The organism is Nostoc sp., from assembly GCF_036919555.1.
Taxonomy (GTDB): domain Bacteria; phylum Cyanobacteriota; class Cyanobacteriia; order Cyanobacteriales; family Nostocaceae; genus Nostoc.
Map to the genome: position 1 here is coordinate 1 of NZ_JBALCS010000036.1, position 22,517 is coordinate 22,517.

13 protein-coding genes and 2 pseudogenes are annotated in these 22,517 nt (G+C 40.9%); 14 read left to right on the top strand and 1 reads right to left on the bottom strand.

Annotated features, from left to right (window positions below; genetic code table 11):
* The first annotated feature begins 626 nt into the window (after positions 1-626).
* From V7K36_RS10150 to pabB, 6 genes are all read left to right on the top strand, one after another.
* Positions 627-992, top strand: coding sequence for a TrkA C-terminal domain-containing protein (locus V7K36_RS10150; RefSeq protein ID WP_335115377.1), 366 nt, complete (start codon positions 627-629; stop codon positions 990-992).
* A gap of 93 nt (positions 993-1,085) precedes the next feature.
* The gene (locus V7K36_RS10155) at positions 1,086-1,484 is read left to right on the top strand and encodes a hypothetical protein (RefSeq protein WP_335115379.1); all 399 of its coding nucleotides are present in this window, start codon (positions 1,086-1,088) and stop codon (positions 1,482-1,484) included.
* A gap of 44 nt (positions 1,485-1,528) precedes the next feature.
* Positions 1,529-3,229: a potassium-transporting ATPase subunit KdpA gene (gene kdpA, locus V7K36_RS10160; protein ID WP_335115381.1), complete on the top strand. Its 1,701-nt coding sequence runs from the start codon at positions 1,529-1,531 to the stop codon at positions 3,227-3,229.
* A 179-nt stretch (positions 3,230-3,408) separates the two neighbouring features.
* Positions 3,409-3,663 carry a DUF7219 family protein gene (locus V7K36_RS10165; protein ID WP_335115383.1) on the top strand — a complete coding sequence of 85 codons (255 nt, stop codon included), beginning with the start codon at positions 3,409-3,411 and terminating at the stop codon, positions 3,661-3,663.
* Between the two features lie 118 nt (positions 3,664-3,781).
* Positions 3,782-5,242: a hypothetical protein gene (locus tag V7K36_RS10170; RefSeq protein ID WP_335115385.1), complete on the top strand. Its 1,461-nt coding sequence runs from the start codon at positions 3,782-3,784 to the stop codon at positions 5,240-5,242.
* A 640-nt stretch (positions 5,243-5,882) separates the two neighbouring features.
* Positions 5,883-8,066, top strand: coding sequence for an aminodeoxychorismate synthase component I (gene pabB / locus V7K36_RS10175; RefSeq protein ID WP_335115387.1), 2,184 nt, complete (start codon positions 5,883-5,885; stop codon positions 8,064-8,066).
* A 293-nt stretch (positions 8,067-8,359) separates the two neighbouring features.
* On the opposite strand, the pseudogene V7K36_RS10180 reads toward pabB, so the two are convergent.
* Positions 8,360-9,286 (bottom strand): annotated as a pseudogene (locus V7K36_RS10180) (IS4 family transposase).
* Positions 9,287-9,553: 267 nt separating this feature from the next.
* On the opposite strand from V7K36_RS10180, the gene hpsL reads away from it, so the two are divergent.
* From hpsL to V7K36_RS10220, 8 genes and pseudogenes are all read left to right on the top strand, one after another.
* Positions 9,554-11,212 carry a hormogonium polysaccharide biosynthesis protein HpsL gene (gene hpsL, locus V7K36_RS10185; RefSeq protein WP_335115477.1) on the top strand — a complete coding sequence of 553 codons (1,659 nt, stop codon included), beginning with the start codon at positions 9,554-9,556 and terminating at the stop codon, positions 11,210-11,212.
* Between the two features lie 11 nt (positions 11,213-11,223).
* Positions 11,224-12,384, top strand: a complete 1,161-nt coding sequence (locus V7K36_RS10190; RefSeq protein WP_335115389.1) for a glycosyltransferase family 4 protein — start codon at positions 11,224-11,226, stop codon at positions 12,382-12,384.
* A 438-nt stretch (positions 12,385-12,822) separates the two neighbouring features.
* Positions 12,823-13,056, top strand: a pseudogene (locus tag V7K36_RS10195) (hypothetical protein); the annotation flags it as partial.
* 202 nt (positions 13,057-13,258) lie between these two features.
* On the top strand, positions 13,259-14,380 hold the full coding sequence (locus V7K36_RS10200; RefSeq protein ID WP_335115391.1) for an acyltransferase family protein: 1,122 nt from the start codon (positions 13,259-13,261) through the stop codon (positions 14,378-14,380).
* Positions 14,381-14,438: 58 nt separating this feature from the next.
* Positions 14,439-15,419: a hormogonium polysaccharide biosynthesis glycosyltransferase HpsN gene (gene hpsN, locus V7K36_RS10205; RefSeq protein WP_335115393.1), complete on the top strand. Its 981-nt coding sequence runs from the start codon at positions 14,439-14,441 to the stop codon at positions 15,417-15,419.
* A gap of 65 nt (positions 15,420-15,484) precedes the next feature.
* Positions 15,485-16,660, top strand: coding sequence for a hormogonium polysaccharide biosynthesis glycosyltransferase HpsO (gene hpsO, locus V7K36_RS10210; protein ID WP_335115395.1), 1,176 nt, complete (start codon positions 15,485-15,487; stop codon positions 16,658-16,660).
* Between the two features lie 77 nt (positions 16,661-16,737).
* A complete protein-coding gene (hpsP, locus tag V7K36_RS10215; RefSeq protein ID WP_335115479.1) occupies positions 16,738-17,916 on the top strand; it encodes a hormogonium polysaccharide biosynthesis glycosyltransferase HpsP in 1,179 nt (392 codons plus the stop codon).
* A 310-nt stretch (positions 17,917-18,226) separates the two neighbouring features.
* Complete coding sequence (locus V7K36_RS10220) at positions 18,227-21,595, top strand: efflux RND transporter permease subunit (protein ID WP_334947295.1); 3,369 nt, start codon at positions 18,227-18,229, stop codon at positions 21,593-21,595.
* Positions 21,596-22,517: the final 922 nt, after the last annotated feature.

Genomic DNA, 22,517 nt, shown 5'->3' on the forward strand with positions numbered 1-22,517 from the left:
AAAATGCTCTAAATTGGTTTAATCATTGTGGTCTGTTTTTTGAGCCTATTAGATAGCTTTTTTTGTGGTGAATTTGATCGCAAACTGCTGTAAGTAGGTAGGCGTAATTAAATATAAGATCAAACCTCACCCTCAATCGCTCTCCTTACTAAGGAGAGGGAAGCCGGAGGCAGGGTGAGGTTTTATATTTAATTTGACCCACTTACTTATAGCGTTTCCTAATCACATGAAATACATCATAGCCCCTCTCGAAGAGCCTACGGTGTACACACAAGTTATCCGATTACCCAAAACCTCACCCTGTCCTATCTTTAATCCCTCTTCTTAATAAGGAGAGGGACAGGTTTTACTACGTAAAACCAGGGTGAGGTATCTTAGGGGCTATGAGACTTAACCGTAAATTGCGTTCAGAAAGACTGATGTATACACCGTAGCTTCAGTTGCTTAGGAAACGCTATAACTAAAGCTATATCAAAGCTATATCTCTAAATATATGCTTATTTAGCTAATCAATAAACATATATTTTATTTGTTTAATACATTTTATATACCCTGAAAATATATCTAATAAAAAATATTTTGTCTGTAAAATATTGCACAATACTATTAGAGTTAAAAAATCTTTTGTGCTGAAAAATAAAAAAGCTTTAGAACCAAGCCTATTTGGGGTTTTAATCCAAGCGAATAGCGTTTACTGCGGCATTCATTTAACTGAAATTCAGTTACCCGCTCAATGCATTTTTCTAGGAATTTTACGAGAAAGTCAAGTCATTTCAGCAACAGAAAATCCCACAATTTTTGCTGGAGACTACATCTTAGCGATCGCAACCCATCCCATGATGGTTCCGGCTCTCAAAGTCACTCTCAAGAAAATTCACTCTGTTTACTACGCCCTCAACTATTGCTTACTGGAAGCTCGACCAACAGCTAGCCAATCTGTTGATTCAGATGATTCAGAGGTAATAACTAGTTTCAATTCTACATATTATTAGACAGATGAATATTTACTTAAGCTATCTTCTGAAGATGTTTAATTGTAGATAAACTTTACTGAATCTGAGTTCGACTAACTAAAGGTTTTTAATATGCATATTTCGGAGCTTTTCCGACTTGATGTATCCGCCCAAAACAGTGTTCATCAATCCACCCTGATTGAAGCTAACCTAACTAAGGCAACACATGATTCTCCAAAACCACATGAAGGAGATATTCCCTTTGTAGCAGTATTTTTAGCTCACATTTCCTTCATGATTGTTTGGACAATTGTCGTTTTTCTTGTTTCATATGCCTGCAAAGCAGTAGAAGATCCCCCAGAAACTGCGGCACAAGATAAAGACGAAATAGTAAGCATCAAACATTTTCAGCAACATCCCTGTAAAAACTGCCAATTTTTTAACAACAACCATTATCTAAAGTGTGCAGTAAACCCTGCCACTGTTCTAACTCAACAGGCGCTCAATTGCTCTGACTATAGGATTAAATAGGTGAGTACGCGTATGGCGATCGCTTTATCCCCAGCTTCCCAATTATGCTCCAAGGATTTGTGCAAATCTTCCTCACCCTGTTCCTAGTTGTAATGTTAGTGCCAATCGTCGGACACTACTTAGCTGAAGTCTTTTTCATGCACAAAACCTGGCTCGATCCAGTGATGAACCCATTGGAGCGCTTAATTTATCTCCTCATAGGTATTGAATCACAAAAGAGCATGACTGGAAGAGAATATGCGATCGCAGTCTTACTCAGCAATACAGCAATGGCAGTTTTAGCACTACTACTGCTGCTTTTTCAGAGTTTACTACCGTTGAACCCCACCGATTTAGGGATGCCCACTTGGGACACAGCATTACACACCACGATTTCTTTCTTAGTAGCTGCCGATTTGCAACACTATGTACCAGAAAGCACAATGTCCTACCTGAGCCAGATAACAGCATTGGGCTTCTTGATGTTTGTTGCGCCTGCTACCGGATTAGCGGTGGGAATTGCCTTCATTCGCGGCTTAACAGGTAGACCTTTGGGCAACTTTTATGTAGATTTGACTCGCTCGATGACGCGAGTACTACTACCCTTGGCGATTGTCAATACGGTGTTGTTGATCTTGGGTGGTGTGCCTCAAACCCTGGGCGAACCTGTAAATGTTACCACCTTAGAGGGAGCAACTCAGGCGATCGCTCGTGGCCCCATTGCCCATTTTGAAAGCATCAAAATGCTGGGTGAGAACGGTGGAGCCTTCTTTGCTGCCAACTCTGCTCATCCTTTTGAAAATCCCAATGGCGGTACGAATTTGCTGCAAGTGGTAACAATGTTGCTGATTCCCACGGCATTACTCCACACCTACGGTATCTTCATCGGTAACTTAAAACAGACTCGCCTACTGTTCTGGATGGTATTCGCCATTTTTGTAGTCTTAATTAGCGTAACTGCGATCGGGGAGTATCAGGGCAATCCCGCCGTGAATGCCCTGTTGGGTAGTCAGCAGCCCAATTTGGAGGGTAAAGAAGTCCGGTTAGGCTGGGCGGAAACTGCCTTATTCGCCATCACCACAACAGCAACCATGACTGGTTCTGCTAACGGGATGTTCGACTCGCTGATGCCATCCGGTGGATTTTGTGCTTTGCTCAACCTGTTTTTGCAAGTGATTTGGGGAGCGATGGGTACTGGGGCCGCTTCTTTGCTGGTATATATGTTTTTGGCAGTGTTCCTAACTGGCTTAATTGTGGGACGAACGCCAGAGTTTTTGGGACGAAAAATCGAGAAACGGGAAATTATGCTGGCAAGCGTAATTATTCTGATTCACCCGCTATTAATTTTGCTGCCTAGTGCTATTACCCTTGCTTTTCCTGACCAACTTGCAGGGATGAGTAATCCTGGCTTTCATGGTTTTACGCAGGTGATTTATGAGTATGCATCGGCGGCGGCGGGTAACGGTTCCGGGTTTGAAGGCTTGGCAGATACCCAACCCGCCCCGACTGCTTTGTGGTGGAACCTGACAACAGCATTTACCCTCTGGATGGGACGGTTTATTCCGATCATTGCTTTATTGCTGCTAGCAGATAGCCTGTCGTGTAAGCAACTCGTACCTCGCTCAATCGCAACCCTAAATACAGATACTCCATTATTTACCAGCGTGACTGCCGCCACCATTTTGATTCTGGGAGCATTGACATTTTTTCCTGTTTTGGTTCTGGGTCCTGTTGCCGAAGCTTTCCAAATTGCCATAGGAAGATAATCTCTAATCCTGACTTCTAGACTGGAGTTTATATTTATGAGGCTTCAAAAAACAACGACATTCAGGGTCACAATTCTGTCACTCTCTGCGAAACAGTATTGCCAAATGGAATTATCTCAGGTCGCTGCAATCAGCCACCCAATAGCTAAAAAATCAGGTTTTTCATCAGGAGTAAATTAATGTTACAGCCCAATTATGAAGAGAAAAATAGCTTTCTCTACCCTCGCGATCGCTACTACGGTCAAGTGAAGCCAAAGAACCTAATATTTAACGCCAACCTCCAAGAATTTGCTCAAAGGATTAGCTACATTACTAGTTTAGAAACTGGTGGAAAACTATCTCCTGAAGAAGCTTTTAATCAAATGGAGGCATTATGGAAACAGTTGGAGCGTAGTAAAAATAAGCTAGGAATTGGTAGCGATCTATCAGTTTAATTTCGTTGAATAATCCTGATGAAAGTGCAACAAAAGCGATGCCTTGATTGGTAGGCTGAGAACATTTAAACAGAGTTTGAAGTGTTGATACTTCATTTGATAAACCTAAACACATTTTATGAAACAAAAAGAGACAATATTTGTTATTCCGACTCATCGACTGAGAGATGTAGCAGAGACAATCGAAAAATATGATGAGAACTTCTGGGCAAATGGTCATGCTTTAAAAATTATCGTCTTTGATGATTCCAGCATTGCCAACCACGAGAAATATTACCCACTTTTAGAGCAGACTAAGACTGTCAATGACGTGTTTTATGTCGATCCGCAACAGAAAGAGGAATTTATTACATTTTTAAATGAAAGACTGCGCGATCGCAAGCTTGAATCATTAGTCAAAAACTTATTCCGACCTAGTTATGGCGGAAATCGCAACTTCACGCTGATGTATACTCTTGGTCATTTAATGGTTAGTGCAGATGATGATATGCGACCAGATGCATTAATTGAAACTAGCTCAGAATCTTTAACAGGCGATGAAATATGTCGAGGTAAATTAATCAAGTCTAGCCAACAAGGCGGCTACGTCCATAAATCTTTTGACTTACTCACAGCTTTTGCTGATGTTCTAGGTCAAAAAGCCAGTCATGTACCGAAAAATTTCGAGGCTGGAGAATTGGTTGTTGATACAGCAATGGATTTAGAAACTAATACGACTAAGGGATACTTTCGAGAAAACAGCCTCGTATTACAACAGGGAAGAGTCTTGAATAATGCGATCGTCAAGATTGCCCAAACTTTTCGCACAGGAACTAATGATATCGATACACTTGATTTTATTCATATGTATCTCAATGATGAAAATCAAATCAGTCCAAATGACCTGAATGATTTTTATATTCTTACTAATTTTCGACCTGTCATTACCAACAAAAATTGGAGAATGGATTGTGGAGTCGCTGGATATGATAATCAGCTAGGTTTACCACCATTTTTTCCAACTCGGCTGAGATTTGAAGATTATATCTACAGGATTTGGATACAGCAAGAGGGGATTGTGGCTGCACACGTTGATGCTGTCCAAAACCACATAAGAAATAATTATATGCGTAATCCTCTGGCTAGTGAACTCTTTAATGAGGAAATATGTAGCCTGCTGAAAAAGAAGATTAAAAGCAGTGTTTATCATCTTGATGATCTGGGAATCAAGTTTGATTACTCTGGCGAGGTAACGTTGCTAGACTCTGAGGAAATCCTGGAAAAAATCTCTGCTATCCACAGCCAGGTAGTCAAAGCCTCAATGTCTACCCAGAATGAAGAACGTAAGCAGTCCCTGCAATTATTTGCTGAGAACTTATCGAGAGTATTTTATGGGTTTGAACCCGACTTTTTTCAGCAAAACGTTTCCAGAATTATTGATGATGTCATTAGCCAATTTCACGGTTCTCTAGAAATATGGCCAACTCTAGTGGAAATTTGTTACTTTTACAAAGATAAAAAAGATTTACCGCAAATCAGGGTTAAGAATAAGAAGATCAAGTCCAGAAATGGCACAAAATCTAGCGAAATTGTGGTATAAACGCGAACTTTGGTAAACAAGTCTCTCTGGACGCAATTTACGCTTTATTGAATCGCATTAAGAAAACCTCACCCTGGTTTTGCTATGCAAAATCTGTCCCTTTCCTTAGTAAGGAGAGGGATTAAAGTCAAGACAGGGTGAGGTTTTTGTTTTGGGTAATTGGATAACTTGTGTGTACACGGTAGCCTTTTAAAAGAGAGGCTTTGAATTTTACTCCCCAACGCTACAAGGGTTGGAGCTGTTCTTGTTAGGTCTGTATTCCCTGCAATTGAGAACTGCTATAGTCATTGAGAAGTACCTGCAAAACCAGAATCAAGAACTGCAAAGTGCATGGTAGCATCATTTATTAACAAAGATAGAATCAAAAAATTTCAAGTAGCAGATAACTTATCTAGATGCTATTCTAAGTGCAAAAACGTTCTATAGGAATCATATTTGATTTTTGAACAAAATTAGGTATTGTAGGGTGTGTTAGAACGCAGTTCGTAACGCACAAAACCCTTGATGATGGTGCGTTACGCTGTCGCTAACACAACGCCAGTTGCTACAACGGAGGGAACCTCCGCAACGCACTGGCTCCCCTACGTATCTTTTCAAAAATCAAATACTAGTCCTATATATGGGAGTTAATTTAGTATGTATGCACACATTAATTATTGATAATTATGACTCTTATACCTTTAATCTTTACCAGATGATTGCCGAGGTAAATGAGGAACTGCCTCTGGTAATTCCTAATGATCAGCTTAACTGGGATGAATTGAAAAAAATTGCATTTGACAACATTGTGATTTCACCTGGCCCCGGTCGTCCAGAAAGGTCAGAAGATTTTGGAGTCTCCCGACAGATAATTGAAAACGTGGATGTGCCTTTGCTGGGAGTTTGTCTGGGGCATCAAGGACTTGGTTACCTACATGGTGGAAAAGTGATTCATGCACCGGAAGTTCGACACGGTAGACTCAGTAAGATTTATCACAATGATTCCAAATTATTCCAAGGCATTCCCAGTCAGTTTTCTGTGGTGCGCTATCATTCCTTGATAGTTGCTGATGAATTACCTGAGTGTTTAGAAAAAATTGCTTGGACTGAGGAAGGACTGGTGATGGGATTGCGTCATCGGCATCTACCTTTTTGGGGTGTGCAGTTTCACCCAGAGTCTATCTGTACAGAATATGGACAAACATTGCTAGAAAACTTTAGAGATATCACACTGCAATTTACAGATAAATCATTAAGAAGTCCAGAAAAGCGGTATTGGACTGGATATGGATTTATTGCTCCTCCTATCGATGAACCCTGCCAAGAACAGGAAGTGAAGTTTGAACTTCATCGGCGCAAACTGGATATTTACCCGAACACAGAAGAAATATTTGTTGATTTGTTTCGGCAAGCAGCAAATGCCTTTTGGTTAGACAGTAGCCGTGTGGAACCCGGTCTATCTCGCTTCTCGTTTATGGGCGATGGGAGCGGGGAAAACAGCCTTTTGGTGCGCTACCATACCCAAAGGCAAGAACTGACGATCGCACAGTCAGATCGTGTTACCCATCGCAGCGAAAGTATTTTTGAGTATCTCAAACGAGAAATTGACCTCCGAAGTTGCCAAGCTGATGATTTACCGTTTGATTTTAACTGTGGATTTGTTGGCTATTTTGGCTATGAACTCAAGGCAGAGTCTGGATCGTCATTGGTGCATTCTTCACCATTACCTGATGCAATTTTCTTATTTGCCGATCGCATGATTGCCATCGATCACCAAGAACAGTGTATCTATTTGCTGCAATTAATCAAAAAAGGACAAACACAACAGTTAGAAACTTGGTTTGATACTATCCAACAACAACTCGAAACCCTGACTCCTCTTCCTCCCCTTGTAGCTCAGGGAAATAGTCAGCCAGTCAAATTTCGGTTAAGTCGTAATTACCAGACTTATATTAATGATATTCACCATTGCTTAGACGAAATTTATGAAGGGGAAACCTATCAAGTTTGCCTGACAAATCAGCTTTATACTGATATAACCCCCGATCCATTGACGTTCTACCGCAGATTACGTAGGCTCAATCCTGCCCCCTATGCGGCATTTTTACGCTTTGGTGAGATTGCGATCGCCTGCTCATCTCCAGAGCGATTTTTGCGGATTGATCAGGACGGTTGGGTAGAAACTAAGCCGATTAAGGGAACCCAGAGACGCGGAAAATTCCCTGAAGAAGATTTTATCCTCAAAGAACAACTACGCAACAGCGAAAAAGACAGATCTGAGAATCTGATGATTGTCGATCTGTTACGCAATGATTTGGGACGAGTTTGTGAAGTCGGTAGCATTCACGTACCGAAGTTAATGGATGTAGAAACCTATGCAACGATGCATCAACTGGTAACAACAGTACGTGGGCATTTGCGACCAGATTTAACAGCAATAGATTGCGTGCGGGCTTCATTTCCCGGAGGCTCGATGACAGGTGCGCCCAAACTCAGAACTATGCAAATTATCGATCGCCTGGAACAAGAAGCGCGGGGAGTGTATTCAGGAGCGATCGGCTTTTTGGGATTGAATGGTTCAGCCGATTTGAATATTGTGATTCGCACTGCTGTTCTGACTCCTAATCAAACTTCTATTGGTATCGGTGGCGGGATTGTGGCGCTTTCCGATCCTGAGATAGAGTTTCAAGAAACGCTGCTGAAAGCGGAAGCCTTAATTCATGCGATCGTTCTCACAATGCACGGAACATTTAAGCCAGAGATTTATCACCAAGCCCTTCGGGCAGGGAACAGGGAACTCTTAACTGGGAACAGCAAGAAAAACCTGCCCGAATATTGGGTCTGAGAGCAACTAATCAGTGCCTTCATCCGTGAACTTTGCAATATTTAGCCCTTTTTTGCAGATTCTGTATTCTGCATCCTTCTTCAAATAATTCATTAGACCTCTTGCAAAAGTCTCTAACACCCCACCCCCAACCCCTCCCGAAGAGCGGCTATCCATTACCCGGATCTTTCTTAACATAGTTCAAAGCAAGTCATAGAGAAGGTTATAGGTAGAAAAAACATCTACAGTATTGACAAAAAAATGGAAATGTGCATCGAAAACGAGAAGCGATCGCTTTTGGAGAAGCTTGAAGATTAGCTGTAATTAGTTCTCAGTTCCCAGGTTGCAGCAATATCATGTAATCGTCTCAACCCACGCCAAATCGTTTTAACACCAGGTTCACCATCACGCTTTCGTCCTAAAAAACCACCCAGAGTTGCAATCATTCGTACGGCTTCCCGCTTTGAAGGTGGCTTTGAAGGTGGAATTGGGTTTTTTGTTAATAGTGGCACATAGAGACTGCCATTCAACTGTTTCTAAAACAGTATTGCAACTGATATCAGGATTATGTCTTGCTTCGTAAGTTAACCACAATAAACGCCATGCCATAATTGAATATGTTGCTAATGCCATATTGATTCGCTTTGCAGTTTCGAGTTGTAATTCTTCGATTTTGCAACCGCTTTTTAATACATAGTGATAGCGTTCTATCAACCAACGGTAAATGTACCATTTCAATTTAATGCATCTAACCAACGGTGACTTTCTTTATCTTGTGTTTCACGTTGACGGCGTTTTTTGGCAATCCCTAAATCTTCTATATCTCGTGCCAAAACTTGCTGATTCATAATTCCTAATGGCACTCCACTACTACTTGCTGCAAATGTGCAATGTACTTTTAATCCGAGACTTTTTCTGTGATCTAGATAACCAATTCCACTTGTAGATGGATGGCTAGTTAAATCTATATTTGTAGTGTCCTGAATTATCAGTACAACATTATGTTCTTTTATTCTTGAGATTGTACTTTTGCTCTGGGCGTTGCGTATATCGTCTGCTTCAAAGTAAGGTGAATTCCAAAAATTGTATGCTGCTTTTGTTGCTGCGATATTTCCACAGGCTTGAGGTACACTACTTGCTGGCTGTGTTGCCAAATCTTCTACTATGCGTACTAGACGTTTGCTCCGCCTTGTGTCTCCTAAATCTGCTTGTTTCAATTCTTCTTCTGCCCACTTGAACATAATCCACTACCTCCGATTTCTTTCTCATTCCAAAACTATACTCATCAATCCTTTTGGCTTCTTTTAAGTAACTTGTATTTTTATTAAGAAAGATCCGGGTAATGGATAGCCGCTCTTCGGGAGGGGTTGGGGGTGGGGTGTTAGGGACTTTTGCAAGAGGTCTAATCAATCAGTTAGAGATGAATTCGGATTGTACGAGTTACAGCAATCCAAAGAAATTTGTCAACTATAATAGATTCTCTGATGCTGATAGGCTACAGCACCACTATGCCAAAATTCAAGTCAAAATCTCAGCAATCTAAAAACTCGAAAAAGCAGGCTAAAAAAGAAACTTCTACCCTTAGCCTCAAAGAACAGTTAGCCCAAAAGCGCAAAACAGCCCAAGCACGTAAAGAACTCACTAGCTTACTCACCACCGCGACCTTTGGCGGTGTCTTCGTTGGCATTCTGCTTTTTTTCGTAGCTGGAATTAAAGCAGCAGTCCCTGGTGTCTTGGGGATAATCATCATGTCCCTTTCCTACAAATACCCACGCCAAGCGCTATATGCCTTCATCATTTATGTACCTGTTGGGGGTACTATCACCTACTACTTGGGCAATAGTCCCATACTCCAATTAGCTAAAGATGCTTTTTACATCCCAGCCCTAATTGGACTTTGGCAGACTTGCCGGAAACAGGGGCTACCCCTAATTATTCCCCAAGGCATTAAAATCCCACTTTATATTGTTTTGGGTTGCAGTCTGCTAACACTGTTGTTTATCAATGGTGGTCAGCAGTTTAACCCGCCTAGTGTGGGGCTATTGGAAAAAGCAGAGAAAGAAATACCATTAGGCATGGGAATTCTGGGACTCAAAGTATTTTTAGGCTATGTCCCCCTGATTGGTTGTGCTTACTATTTAATTCGGGATAAGCGGGATTTTCTATTTTTATCACGTCTCCAGATTGTTCTCATACTAATTTGCTGTGTGCTGGGATTTCTTCAATACCTGTTACTACTAACTGGTGTATGTCAAGGCACTAGAGGTCTTGAAGGAGATGCCTTATTTAGAGCAACACTCGATGCCAGGTGTTATATTGGTGGAGCGCTAGTATATAGTCCCGATGAAGGGGTTATTCGCCTACCAGGGACATTTGTAGCTCCTTGGCAGTGGGCATGGTTCTTAATTGCCAGCACCTTTTTTACCTTTGCCACCGGCTTCACCGATCCCTCCGCAATATGGCGGCTGGTAGGTTTAGGTTCTTTAGTGACAGTCTTTCTTAATGCTGTAATCTCTGGACAGAGAATCGCCTTGGCTTTAGTACCAATCTGCTTCGGGATTTTGCTATTGGTCACTGGACAAATTGCCAACCTGAAACGATTTATCCCCATAGGCGTGGGGCTTGCCTTGATTTTGGGAATTGCGATGGTGACTAACCCAGCTCTGGTGCAAGAGAGAACCGAGAGTTTTACAGGTCGCTGGGACGCTTCACCACCTCAAGATTTTATCATCCAGCAATTTGAAGAGAATTGGAAAAACGTAGACGGGCCATTAGGAAGTGGCCTAGGTCGAGCAACCAACTCTGCCCGTGCAATGGGTCAAACTAAGCTTGTGGAAACCTACTACCCCAAAGTACTTTATGAAGTTGGAATTATTGGAGTACTAGCGTTTCTGGGCCTAGTAACAAGTTTAACAATTATTGCCTTTAAAACCTATCGCTCGATAAAGAACCGTAATTTCCGCAGTTACGGAGCAGCTTTGTGGGTGTTTATATTGTTTATTAGCTACAACACTTACTACTATCCTCTAGATGTTGATCCAGTTGCTGTCTATTATTGGTTTTATGCAGGAGTTCTTTTTAAATTGCCAGAACTAGATAAACAAGAGAGAAAAGATACTGAATCTCAACCACAAATTCCAAATAAACGATTCAAAACAAAATTTTAATTAGGATAAAAATGGTGAAAGTTATTATAGGTGGTCAACAACATCTCAGCGTTCCTAATCTTCCTCGTAATTCTGAACATACTCTCATTCGTTCTAAAACTTTTCTCGCAGGCAAATATCCTATAGATAAAGTTTGGTATCCTTTAGGAAGCTTTATGCCTTGGCGACCTGTATGGGGCGGATACCAGGTAATTCATACTTTTAATAGAATTATCTATACTAATAAACCTTGGTTTATAACTTTTGAAGATCATCGATTTTTGTATAGAGATCCGCAAACCAAACTAGAAGAATTCACTTATAAATTTCTCAATAATCGTTTAGCATTAGAAAACTGCAAAAAAATTATTGCCATATCTGATTATGCTAGATTCCGATTAATGAACTGGATAAAAGAATGGGATGGAGCATCAAAAGTAATCAATAAAGTAGATGTTATACATCCAAATTTTCCTGTCACGGTTAACCAGCATAAGTCTTATCGAAGTCAGCAAAATCTTCAACTTATTTTTATCGGCAACCACATTGCCAGAAAAGGCGGAGTTGTGGCTTTAAGACTAGCCAAGAAAGTAGCAAATTTAGGTTTGCCGATTACTATACATATAGTATCTGAACTATGGTGTGGTTTGGGCGTACCTACTGATTTTCCTGATCCTAATAGATATGCAGAAGATTTCAAGTTACTCGATTTAGATAATGTAGTTTGGCATAACACAATTCCGAATGCAAAAGTTCTTGAGTTACTATCACAAAGTCATTTTCAACTGATGCCATCATTGATGGATACCTATGGTTATAGCATTATTGAAGGTTTTTCTGTTGCGACTCCGGCAATTACAACCAATGTATGTGCTTTGCCAGAAATTGTTCGTCATGGTGAAAATGGATATGTTTTAGAATTACCACTGGATAAACTCAGACATTGGGGTAATTGGCTAAATGGTGAACAAACTAAAACTGAAAAATATTGGAAAATTGTCAATCATACCTACGATGATTTAGCAGAGCAGGCATTACAACAAGTACAAGAATTTTTAGATAGAAGTGATAAACAGGAACATTACGAGTCTCTCAGTGCTGGAGCTTTAGCACAAGCGATCAATGCCCACGACGCTGAAAAACAAAATGAGTTATTCGATAATCTCTACGCAGCAGAGGCAAGGTTATACTGAAGGTTAAGACGTATTAGTAGATAAACTGTACCGTTAGGTCATCTGAGTATTGGTAACAAGTTTAACAATTATAAGCTTTAAACCCACATTCAGCATAAGTAAATGTACTCAAAATATTTCCCCCAGCAGGTTGTTTTGTCAAAAAAATAATTTTCCTAAAACAGCTAAAATTAGCTGATGATAAGCGTTTCACGCTTTTTATCATCTATGGTGTGATCAAAGCATTTAATCTCAAACTGACAAAATTTATTGACACTATTATCAATAAGCTAGGTTTGACCACTAGATAAAGCTGCGATGCCTTCTCTGCGAGACGCTACGCGAACGGCGGGCGGAGCCATCGCAAAATGTAGAATTAAGTTTCACTGTCTGAAAACCTTGTTCTCATTAGGTTGTAGAAATTCCAAAATTTTAAAAATTACCTACTGGATGTGGGTTAAAACCTATCGCTCCATAAAGAACCGTAATTTCCGCAGTTACGGAGCAGCTTTGTGGGTGTTTATATTGTTTATTACCTACAACACCTATTACTATCCTCTAGATGTTGATCCAGTTGCTGTCTATTACTGGTTTTTTGCGGGAGTTCTTTTTAAATTGCCGATATTAGATAAACAAGAGAAAGACCAAGCAGATCCTAAGAAAGCAGGAAAACAAAAACCTCTAATAAGCTGACGGGACATAGTGAAAATACTTCAGTACGCTGTCGGTGGACAGAACCTTACTTGTATATTAAGCTTAACCAAGGGTTGCTAAATTCTCTTAGTGGCTAAGTCTGGTATCTTTCTAGCTATCAGCAGGTATTAGCGAATAATCAGCCCCTAAAGGTCGAATTACTGGATATCAAGCTGAATATAAACTCTGAGATATCAGATATATGAATACTTACAGTCAAACACGCAAAACTAGATTTAATTGGATTGATCAGACAAAAGGATTAGCAATTTTAGCAATTGTCATATTTCATTTTTTTCAAAATTATCCCGACCGCTCGCAACTAATTTCAATTTTAGATAGGAATGGAGCGAAGCTCGGATATGCTGCTGTAGATATATTCTTTTTAATGGCTGGTTTCAACACAAGTTATGCTCTCATATATAAGTTACAAAAAAACCAGACGGAGCCGGTTGAAATTAACTGGAAATCATGGCTGATAAAACGTTTATACAGAATTTATCCTGCTTATATACTAGCCGTGGGATTAAGTTGCTTGCTTTACTTTTTTGCTAATATTAAGATTAATTTAAACCTACACTTTCTCTTATCATTTATAGGTGTAGTCGGGATAAGATTCCAATCAATAAACCCTGGCTTTTGGTTTTTTACAGTAATTTTAGAGGCTTATTTACTTACACCATTGATATTTTTATCTTGTAAAAACAAGCCGATAAAAATATTAGTTTTAGGACTTATAGGAGCAATAATAACGAAGCTTTTAGCTTTTTACTTTTTAATAGGTAATGATCCGAATAATTATTTATTTTTCTTACAAGATAATTTTATAGGAAGTTATTTATTTCAGTTTTCCCTGGGAATTTATTGGGGATTTATCTATGCAGAGCATCAAAGTTTTAGAAAAATAGATTTTATGGTTGCAAATATTCTTTTTAGTGTGGGATTTATTATTTTTATTTTCTTAACTATTTTTAAAATCAAATATATATATATGTTAGGTATAGACATACTGTTTACTCCTTTATTTTTTTGGGGTATTCAAGCATTATTATCCCGTCTCGATAAAATAGCTAAAATTGGACGGACACTAAGCTTTATTAGTATATTAGGAATTTATTCTTATCAAATTTATCTAATTCATCAACCTTTGTATTTTGTTTTATTACCTAATTTAAATTATCTGATTCAGATAAATAACTATTTGAAAATAGGAGTTTCTTTAATGATAGTGACTATTTTACTGGCAATTTATGTATTTTCATTTATTAAAATAGAGCGATTCGTCATGAAAATGCTTGGAACAGTCATGAATAAGCAAAATTAGTGTTTTGCATGATTAACGAAAATTCCAATTACCTTTAGATAAAGTAGTAGAAAAAATTATGGCTAATTACCCTTTAATTTCTGTAGTTATACCAACCTATGGGCGAGAGAAAGCACTACGCGATAGCATTGTCGATGTCCTAAAACAGGACTATCCAAATTTTGAAGTTTTGGTGGTAGACCAAACCCCAAAACACCAACCAGAAATTAAAGCCTACCTGGAAGAGATGACGGAGGTAGGTAAAATTAAATGGTTGCGCTTAGATTGGGCAAGTTTGCCAGGGGCGCGGAATTATGCTGTCCGGCGGTCATCTGGTGAAATAATATTATTTATTGATGATGATGTTCAGCTAACCCCAGGATTGTTAGCAGCCCATGCGAAAAATTATTTGCAAAACCCAGAGGTGGGGGCTGTGGCCGGACGGGTATTTGACAGAATGAAATTGGGTGATTCTGGAGGAGATTTAGAGATTGAATATCTGCCTCCCCAGGCAATGGACCCAGGAATTGCTTGGTATTATATTGATTTAGTGCATACGATTAAACCCCAGCAAGTACTGACAGCGAGGGGTTGTAATATGTCTTTTCGCCGCGAAATTTTTACTAAGTACGGACTGAGGTTTGATGAGAGGTTTGGCGGTAGTGCAGTGCGGGAAGAGTCAGACTTTTGTTTGCGACTGCGGCAGACGGGATATAAGATTTGGTACGACCCAGAAGCCCATTTGGTACATTTAGGCGAAGAAACAGGGGGTTGTCATGATATTAGTATGCGATCGCTAAAATATCAACTCACCTTCTACCACAACCATTTTTTACTGGGGCTGAAAAACCTCACTCCGACTCAAGCTTTACGCCTATACGCCCGTTTATTTGACTGTCACGTACTGGGACGCCCACCTTGCCATAAAAGCGGTTCCCCCATCAAAATTGCCACTCGCGCTATTTTCTACATTTTGGGTTTTTTCAAAGCCTTGGGTACTCTCATTCAATCAACATGGGACGATGGTCAAATTTACAGTCGATTGGATGAACAAGTTTAGCTATTGGGCATGGGGCATGGGGCATGGGGCATTGGGAATTAGTGAATAACAATTAATAAATACCAATGAAAATCTTAGTTGCTAGTCACACTTATATCGTAGACCTCAACTGTGAAAAATTACGCGCTTTATCTCAACTAGAACCCGACATTCAGGTGACAGTTGTAGTGCCAAAGCGCTGGAAACCAGGTGGAGTGCAAAACAGAATTATTGAAACTGAATACCGCGATGAAGGTAAATTTAGAATAGTTCCAATTTCTAATTTTAGTCAAAATCATCAGGGACTTCTGACATTTGGCGCTGATTTGATATCTTTGTTAAAACAATTTCGTCCCCAAATAATTCAGGTAGAACAAGGGTCTAGAGCATTGGCTTATACTCAAATGATTGTCTTAAATAAACTTTTAGGACTCAAGTCCAAAAATGTGTTTTTTACTTGGTGGAATCTACCATACAGCCTGAAGCTACCAGTTTCTTTGTTAGAAAAATATAACCTCAACCACAGCCACGGTATTATTTCTGGCAATCAGGATGGAGCAGAAGTTTTGCGACAACGGGGATATCAAGGGTCAATTAAAGTTATGCCACAACTGGGCGTAGATGAAAGTCTATTTACTCCCAAAGCTCAACCAGAGTTAGTAGCTAAATTGGGCATTGAAAAAGGAGATTTTGTGGTAGGTTTTGTTGGGCGTTTTGTGCAAGAAAAGGGTTTATTAACACTTTTACAAGCCTTAATAAATTTGAAAAATAAACCTTGGAAATTACTCCTACTGGGACGGGGAGAATTAGAAAGTGAATTAATTAAAATAGCGGCAGAAAACAATATTAAAGAACGGTTAATTTTGATAGAAAGTGTCCCTCATGACGAGGTTCCAAACTATATCAATTTAATGAGTACTTTAATACTGCCTTCAGAAACAACTGACAAGTTTAAAACCTTAACTGCTGTTGGCTGGAAAGAACAATTTGGTCATGTGCTAATTGAGGCAATGGCTTGCCAAGTACCTGTAATTGGTTCTGATTCTGGTGAAATTCCCTATGTAATTGGTGATACTGGTTTAGTATTTCCTGAAGGTGATGCTCAAGCCCTTGCTAATTGCTTAGTTCAATTAATGGATAAACCCTCTTTTGCTCATACTCTCGGTGAAATGGGTTATCAAAAAGCAATAATTAAATATACAAATAAAGCTTTGGCTAAACAGCAATTAGAGTTTTATCAAGAATTGGTTAATAGTCATTAGTCATTGGTCATTGGTCATGAGTTATTCACAAAGGACAAATGACTAATGAAAAACCACAAAGGACAAAAGAGAAAAAAATGAAAATATTACAAATTGTTCCCTCAATTTCTCTAATATACGGTGGTCCAAGTCAAATGGTACTAGGATTAGCTCCAGCGTTGGTAAAAGAGGGAGTAGAAGTTACAATTCTCACAACTGATAGTAATGGCGATAATGGTCAAACACCTCTGGATGTTCCTTTAAATCGACCAATTAAACAAGATGGCTATGAAATAATTTACTTTCGTTGCGCTCCGTTTCGTCGCTACAAATTTTCCCTAGATTTATTAAACTGGCTAAAACGTCATGGTCACGAGTTTGACATAGCACATATTCATGCTCTCTTCTCCCCAATAATTAGTGCTGCTGCTATTGTGTGTCGTCAGCAAAAGCTACCTTATATTTTCCGTCCTTTGGGTACTCTTGATCCGGCTGATTTACAGAAGAAAAAGCAATTAAAACAACTTTATGTCGCAATTATAGAACGTCAAAATTTAGCTGGAGCGGCAGCTATTCATTTTACCAGTGTTCAAGAAGCCAAAATATCAGAACGATTTGGAGTATCTACGCCAGATTTGGTAATTCCTTTGGGTGTAATCCCCCGTCAATCCCCGATTAAAAATGTACGTAGTCAGTTGGAAATACCAAAGGATCTGCCTTTAGTGCTGTTTATGTCACGAATTGACCCAAAAAAGGGGTTAAATTTGTTAATTCCGGCGCTAGAGAAGCTGTTAGCGGTTGGTTATAAGTTTCATTTTGTCTTAGCTGGAACAAATCCCCAAGATCCAGATTACGAAAAAAAGATAATATCCCAAATTCAAAATTCACCACTGCGATCGCACACTACAATTACGGGCTTTGTCACTGGTGAATTAAAAGTTAGTTTACTACAAGCTGCTGATTTATTTGTCCTACCTTCCTACTATGAAAATTTTGGGATTGCTGTCGCTGAAGCGATGGTAGCAGGAACACCGGTGGTAATTTCTGACCAAGTGCATATTTGTCAACAGGTGCGTGATAGCGAGTCGGGTTGGGTAGGCGCAACAGATGTCTCAGTGCTGGTAGAGTTACTGCAAGAAGCTTTGCAAAATCCCGCAGAACGCCAACGACGGGGATTAAACGCCCAAAAATATGCTTTAGAAAATTTTAGCTGGGATGCGATCGCTAGGCAAACAATCCAAGCCTACCAGCAAATTCTGACGAACAAATTAATTTAACCCAATGCAGACAATAGCAGTTTTTGCCAAATAGGTGCAGCCAGTTCACAAAAGACCTAGAAGGCATCTCTATTCAGGCTTTCAGGTACTTTACCCTGAGTCTCGAAGACAACTGTCGCTTTCTTTTCCCCACGTTCCTATGCGCCCCACGATACACTGTATCTTAAAGTTGTTCTCTTTTCTAGGAGATATATAGATACAATCGTCGCTCAATGCCTTATATCCTCACCCTATGCAGGGATGGGGTATTATGACGGCTTTAATAAAAAGCTACTGTGTCACTAACTAGTGTTGAACTTTTCCCTAATTTATGTTTGTCAATACCTTCATCAGACGTCCAGTCCTGACGACGGTCTGCACGTTTATTATTTTGCTGCTGGGAAGCATCTGTATTCCTATACTTCCTATTTCTCAGCTACCAGACCTCGCCCCCGTGCAAATCACCGTTAGCTCCAACAATACTGGTGCGGATGCTCAAACAACAGAAAGCACTGTCACCAATATTATTGAGCGACAAATTAATGGTGTTAAAGATGTATCTTATATATCTTCTAACACGGGTAATGATGGTTTGAGCAATATAACTGTTTCTTTCCCAACTGATATCAATAGCGATATTGCTCAAGTAAACGTTCAAAACAAAGAAGGACTTGCTTCACCTCAATTGCCAGATACTGTTCAACGAACAGGTGTCACCGTTGAAACGGCATCGAGCAGTCTTCTTCTGGTCTTTGGGTTTTACTCAGAAAATAATGAGTATGACAACATTTTTATCAGTAACTATGTTGATCTGTTTATTCTCGATCAGATCAAACGGCTTCCTGGTGTAGGAAAAGCCACCATTTTTGGGGAGCGCAAATATGCCATGCGTCTTTGGCTTGATCCCAACAAGCTTGCCCAACATCAACTAACTCCTCAAGATGTGACAACTGCCCTGCAAGAACAAAATATTCAGGTGGGTGCAGGGGCGATTGGTCAGGAACCAGCACCAGATAATCAAAGCTTTGAATTTGCTTTACGGGCAAGCAGTCGTTTTAAAGATGCGGCTGAATTTGAAGACATGGTGCTGAAAGTGAGTCAAGGTGCCACTAATAGCAGCACTAATAGCAGCACTAATACCAACACTAATGGCGGCAGCACTAATAGTAACACTAATAGCAGTGTTAATAGCACCCTAGTTAAGGTTAGAGATATCGGTCGAGTTGAACTGGGAGCAGAGAGCTATCTTGCTGATGCCAAATTCACCATCCCAGGAAGTGCTCCCAAGGCAGCCGTAGGTTTGGGGATATATCAACTTCCGGGTAGTAATGCCCTGGACGTTGCCCATGCTGTTGAAGACCAGATCGCAATATTAGCGAAGAGTTTTCCACCTGGACTAAAAGCCCAGTTGGCATTTGATACCACTCCATTTGTAGAAATTTCTTTAGAAGAAGTTCTACACACTCTGGTTGAGGCGATTATCCTAGTGGTCTTGGTAATTTTTGTCTTTTTGCAAGACTGGCGTACCACGATCATTCCCACTGTTGCGATCCCCGTTTCCCTGATTGGGACGTGTGCAGCTCTGTTGGTTTTAGGATTTCAGATTAATACACTGACCTTATTTGGTTTCGTCCTGGCGATCGGTCTTGTTGTGGATGATGCCATTATTGTGGTGGAGGCAGTTGCAGTCAAACTGGAGCAGGGCATGAAGCCCCTTGATGCAGCTATGGAAGCCATGAAAGAGTTGACTGGGGCAGTCATTGCCACTTCACTTGTACTGATGGCGGTATTCATTCCAGTGACATTCATTCCCGGCACTACTGGGATTGTCTACAAACAATTTGGGTTAACCGTTGCTTGCTCTATTGCCATTTCGACCTTCAATGCTTTAACTTTCTCTCCGAGTATGGCAGCCATCCTCATGCGCCCTGCTCAGACTCCACGGGGTCCTTTGGGGTGGTTTTTTACGCAGTTTAATCGGGGGTTTAGCTGGTTTACGCGTCGCTATGTCGGATTTGTTAGCTACCTTACCCATGTCAAGCCGATTGTAATTGGGGTTTTCATCTGTGGTTTAATAGCAACGGGTTTGATGTACAAAGCAGTGCCGACTGGATTTATTCCAGAGGAAGATCAGGGTTACTTCTTTGTAGTTGTCCAAGGGCCTGACGGGGTTTCTTTGAAATACACCGAATCTGTGATGAATCGGGTTGTTAAAGAAGTAACATCGCTTCCGGAAGTTAGAGCTAGTTTTATGATTAGTGGCTTTGGTTTCGATGGCAATGCTTCTAATTTAGGCATTGCCTTTGCTAACCTGAAACCCTGGAAAGAGAGACCTACAGAATCTGAGTCTGTCTATGGAATACTTCAGAGGATGAACAAAAAGCTCTCTACAATTACAGATGCTAGAGCGATCGCTGTCAATGCTCCGCCAGTTAGAGGGTTAAGTTCTACAGGCGGTTTTGAGTTTATCATTCAAGACCGAACCGGAAATGCGCCGATTCAAACCCTGGTTGATAATGCTCGAAAGTTCATTGCGGCGGCAAATAAAAACCCTGCTTTACAAGGAGTCTTCACTCAGTTCACCGCAGACACTCCCCAATTTGAAATCCAGGTAAATCGTAACCAAGCTAAATCTCTCAATGTCGAACTCAGCGACATCTTTGGGGCGTTGCAAAGTTACTTAGGGTCGAAATATGTGAATGACTTTGTGCAGGGACAGCGACAGTATCGAGTATATGTCCAAGCAGATGGCATTTTCCGCTCTAATCCAGATGATATTGGCAAGCTGTATGTTCGCTCTGGAAGTGGGGCGATGATTCCGTTGAGCAATTTGGTGAAGGTTACTCCCTTTGTGGGGCCGAAAACCATTTCGCATTATAACTTGTACAGGTCAATCAAAGTCCAGGGCGCTCCTGCTCCTGGTGCTAGTTCTGGACAGGCGATTAAAGCGATGGAGGAACTAGCTAAAGAGGTCTTACCTCAGGGATTTGGTTATGAATGGACAGGGACTTATCTCCAGGAGAAGACATCTGGGGGATCTACGGGGTTGATTTTTGCCTTCGCGTTGGTTATTGTCTTTCTGGTGCTAGCGGCTCAGTATGAAAGCTATATTGACCCGATCATTATTTTGCTGACAGTTCCCCTAGCAGTCTTGGGAGCGATGACGGCGATTTGGCTACGTTCCAATATTTTCATGGCAGGTAGTCTCTTCCCGAAAGTGGTGGATGATATCTATTGCCAGGTAGGTTTGGTGACTTTGATTGGTCTAGCTGCAAAGAACGCGATTTTAGTTGTGGAATTTGCCAATCAACTGCATGAGCAGGGCATGAGCTACACGCGGGCGGCGGTGAAAGCGGGGCAAGAACGTCTGCGACCGATCTTGATGACTTCCTTTGCAGCGCTGTTAGGATTTTTGCCCTTGGTAATCTCTCAAGGGGCTGGAGCCAGCAGCCGTTGGTCTTTAGGAACAGCGCTCTTTGGGGGGCTGATTCTTTCAACGTTCTTGAGTTTGTTCTTAGTGCCAATTCTGTATATTTTGGTTAAGACCCTAGCTCAGGCTATATTGTCTCGGAAGGGATCGGGTGGCTCAAAGCCTCCAGATTCTCCTAATGGAACTTTGGGATCTGAACATCGGGTTTTGCCTGCTGGCTCAACTCAGCCAGAGACACAACTTAGGTCGCAGCAGGATGGGATCACCTGATTTTTGCAGTTAAGTCTATATTTTGGCTCTGCTGCAAGTTAAAAGGCTCCGCCTCCTATCAAGTCAAGAGGCGGAGCCTTTTATATCATGTCCGCCAGATTATCATAAAAGAACCCCACCCCCAACCCCTCCCCGCTCTTCGAGAGGGGAGAGAAAGCATAATTTTGGCGGGGTGGGGTTCTTCGGGTTTAATAAGCAATCAAGCGAACATGATATAAAATGCAAAACTTCATCCTGTCTCTAGCTTCCCTCTCCTTTATAAGGAGAGGGATTGAGGGTGAGGTAAGCCAAGGACATAAAGTTCTTTGCAAAATTCTTAGAACCCCGTTTCCATTCCTCTCCCCCACTCCTGAGAGGCTTTGATTCTTGCTCCCCAACGCTAGTAGGGAAGGGGTTGGGGGTTAGGTTTGAGATAAAGTTGCACACGGCGTTATGTAGATAATCTTATAGTAGACTTCTTGCATAAATCAAAAATTAAGAACCCCACCCCGCATTTGCTGACGCAAACGCTCCCCTCCCCGCAAGCGGGGAGGGGTTGGGAGTGGGGTGTTAGGGACTTTTGCAAGAGGTCTAGTGAAACAGTGCTAATCATTGGCTCTAGTTTAAGAGGATGTTTGAAAAGTATTTTGGGTAACATCAAAGCATCAGGAACCTAACCCCCCTAGCCCCCCTTCCCTACAAGGGAATGGGGGTTTCAAAGCCTATCGACCTTTCGGAGAGAGGAATGGAAGCGAGGTTTCTAGTATACTTTGCGACTTTTCAAACATCCTCTAATAATGACCTTCTGAGGCTGAATGTTCACCTTCTGAGGCTGAATGTTCACCTTCTGAGGCTGAATGTTCACCTTTTGAGGCTCAATGTTGACCTTCTGAGGCTCAATGTTGACCTTCTAAGGCTCGATGTTGACCTTCTGAGGCTCAAT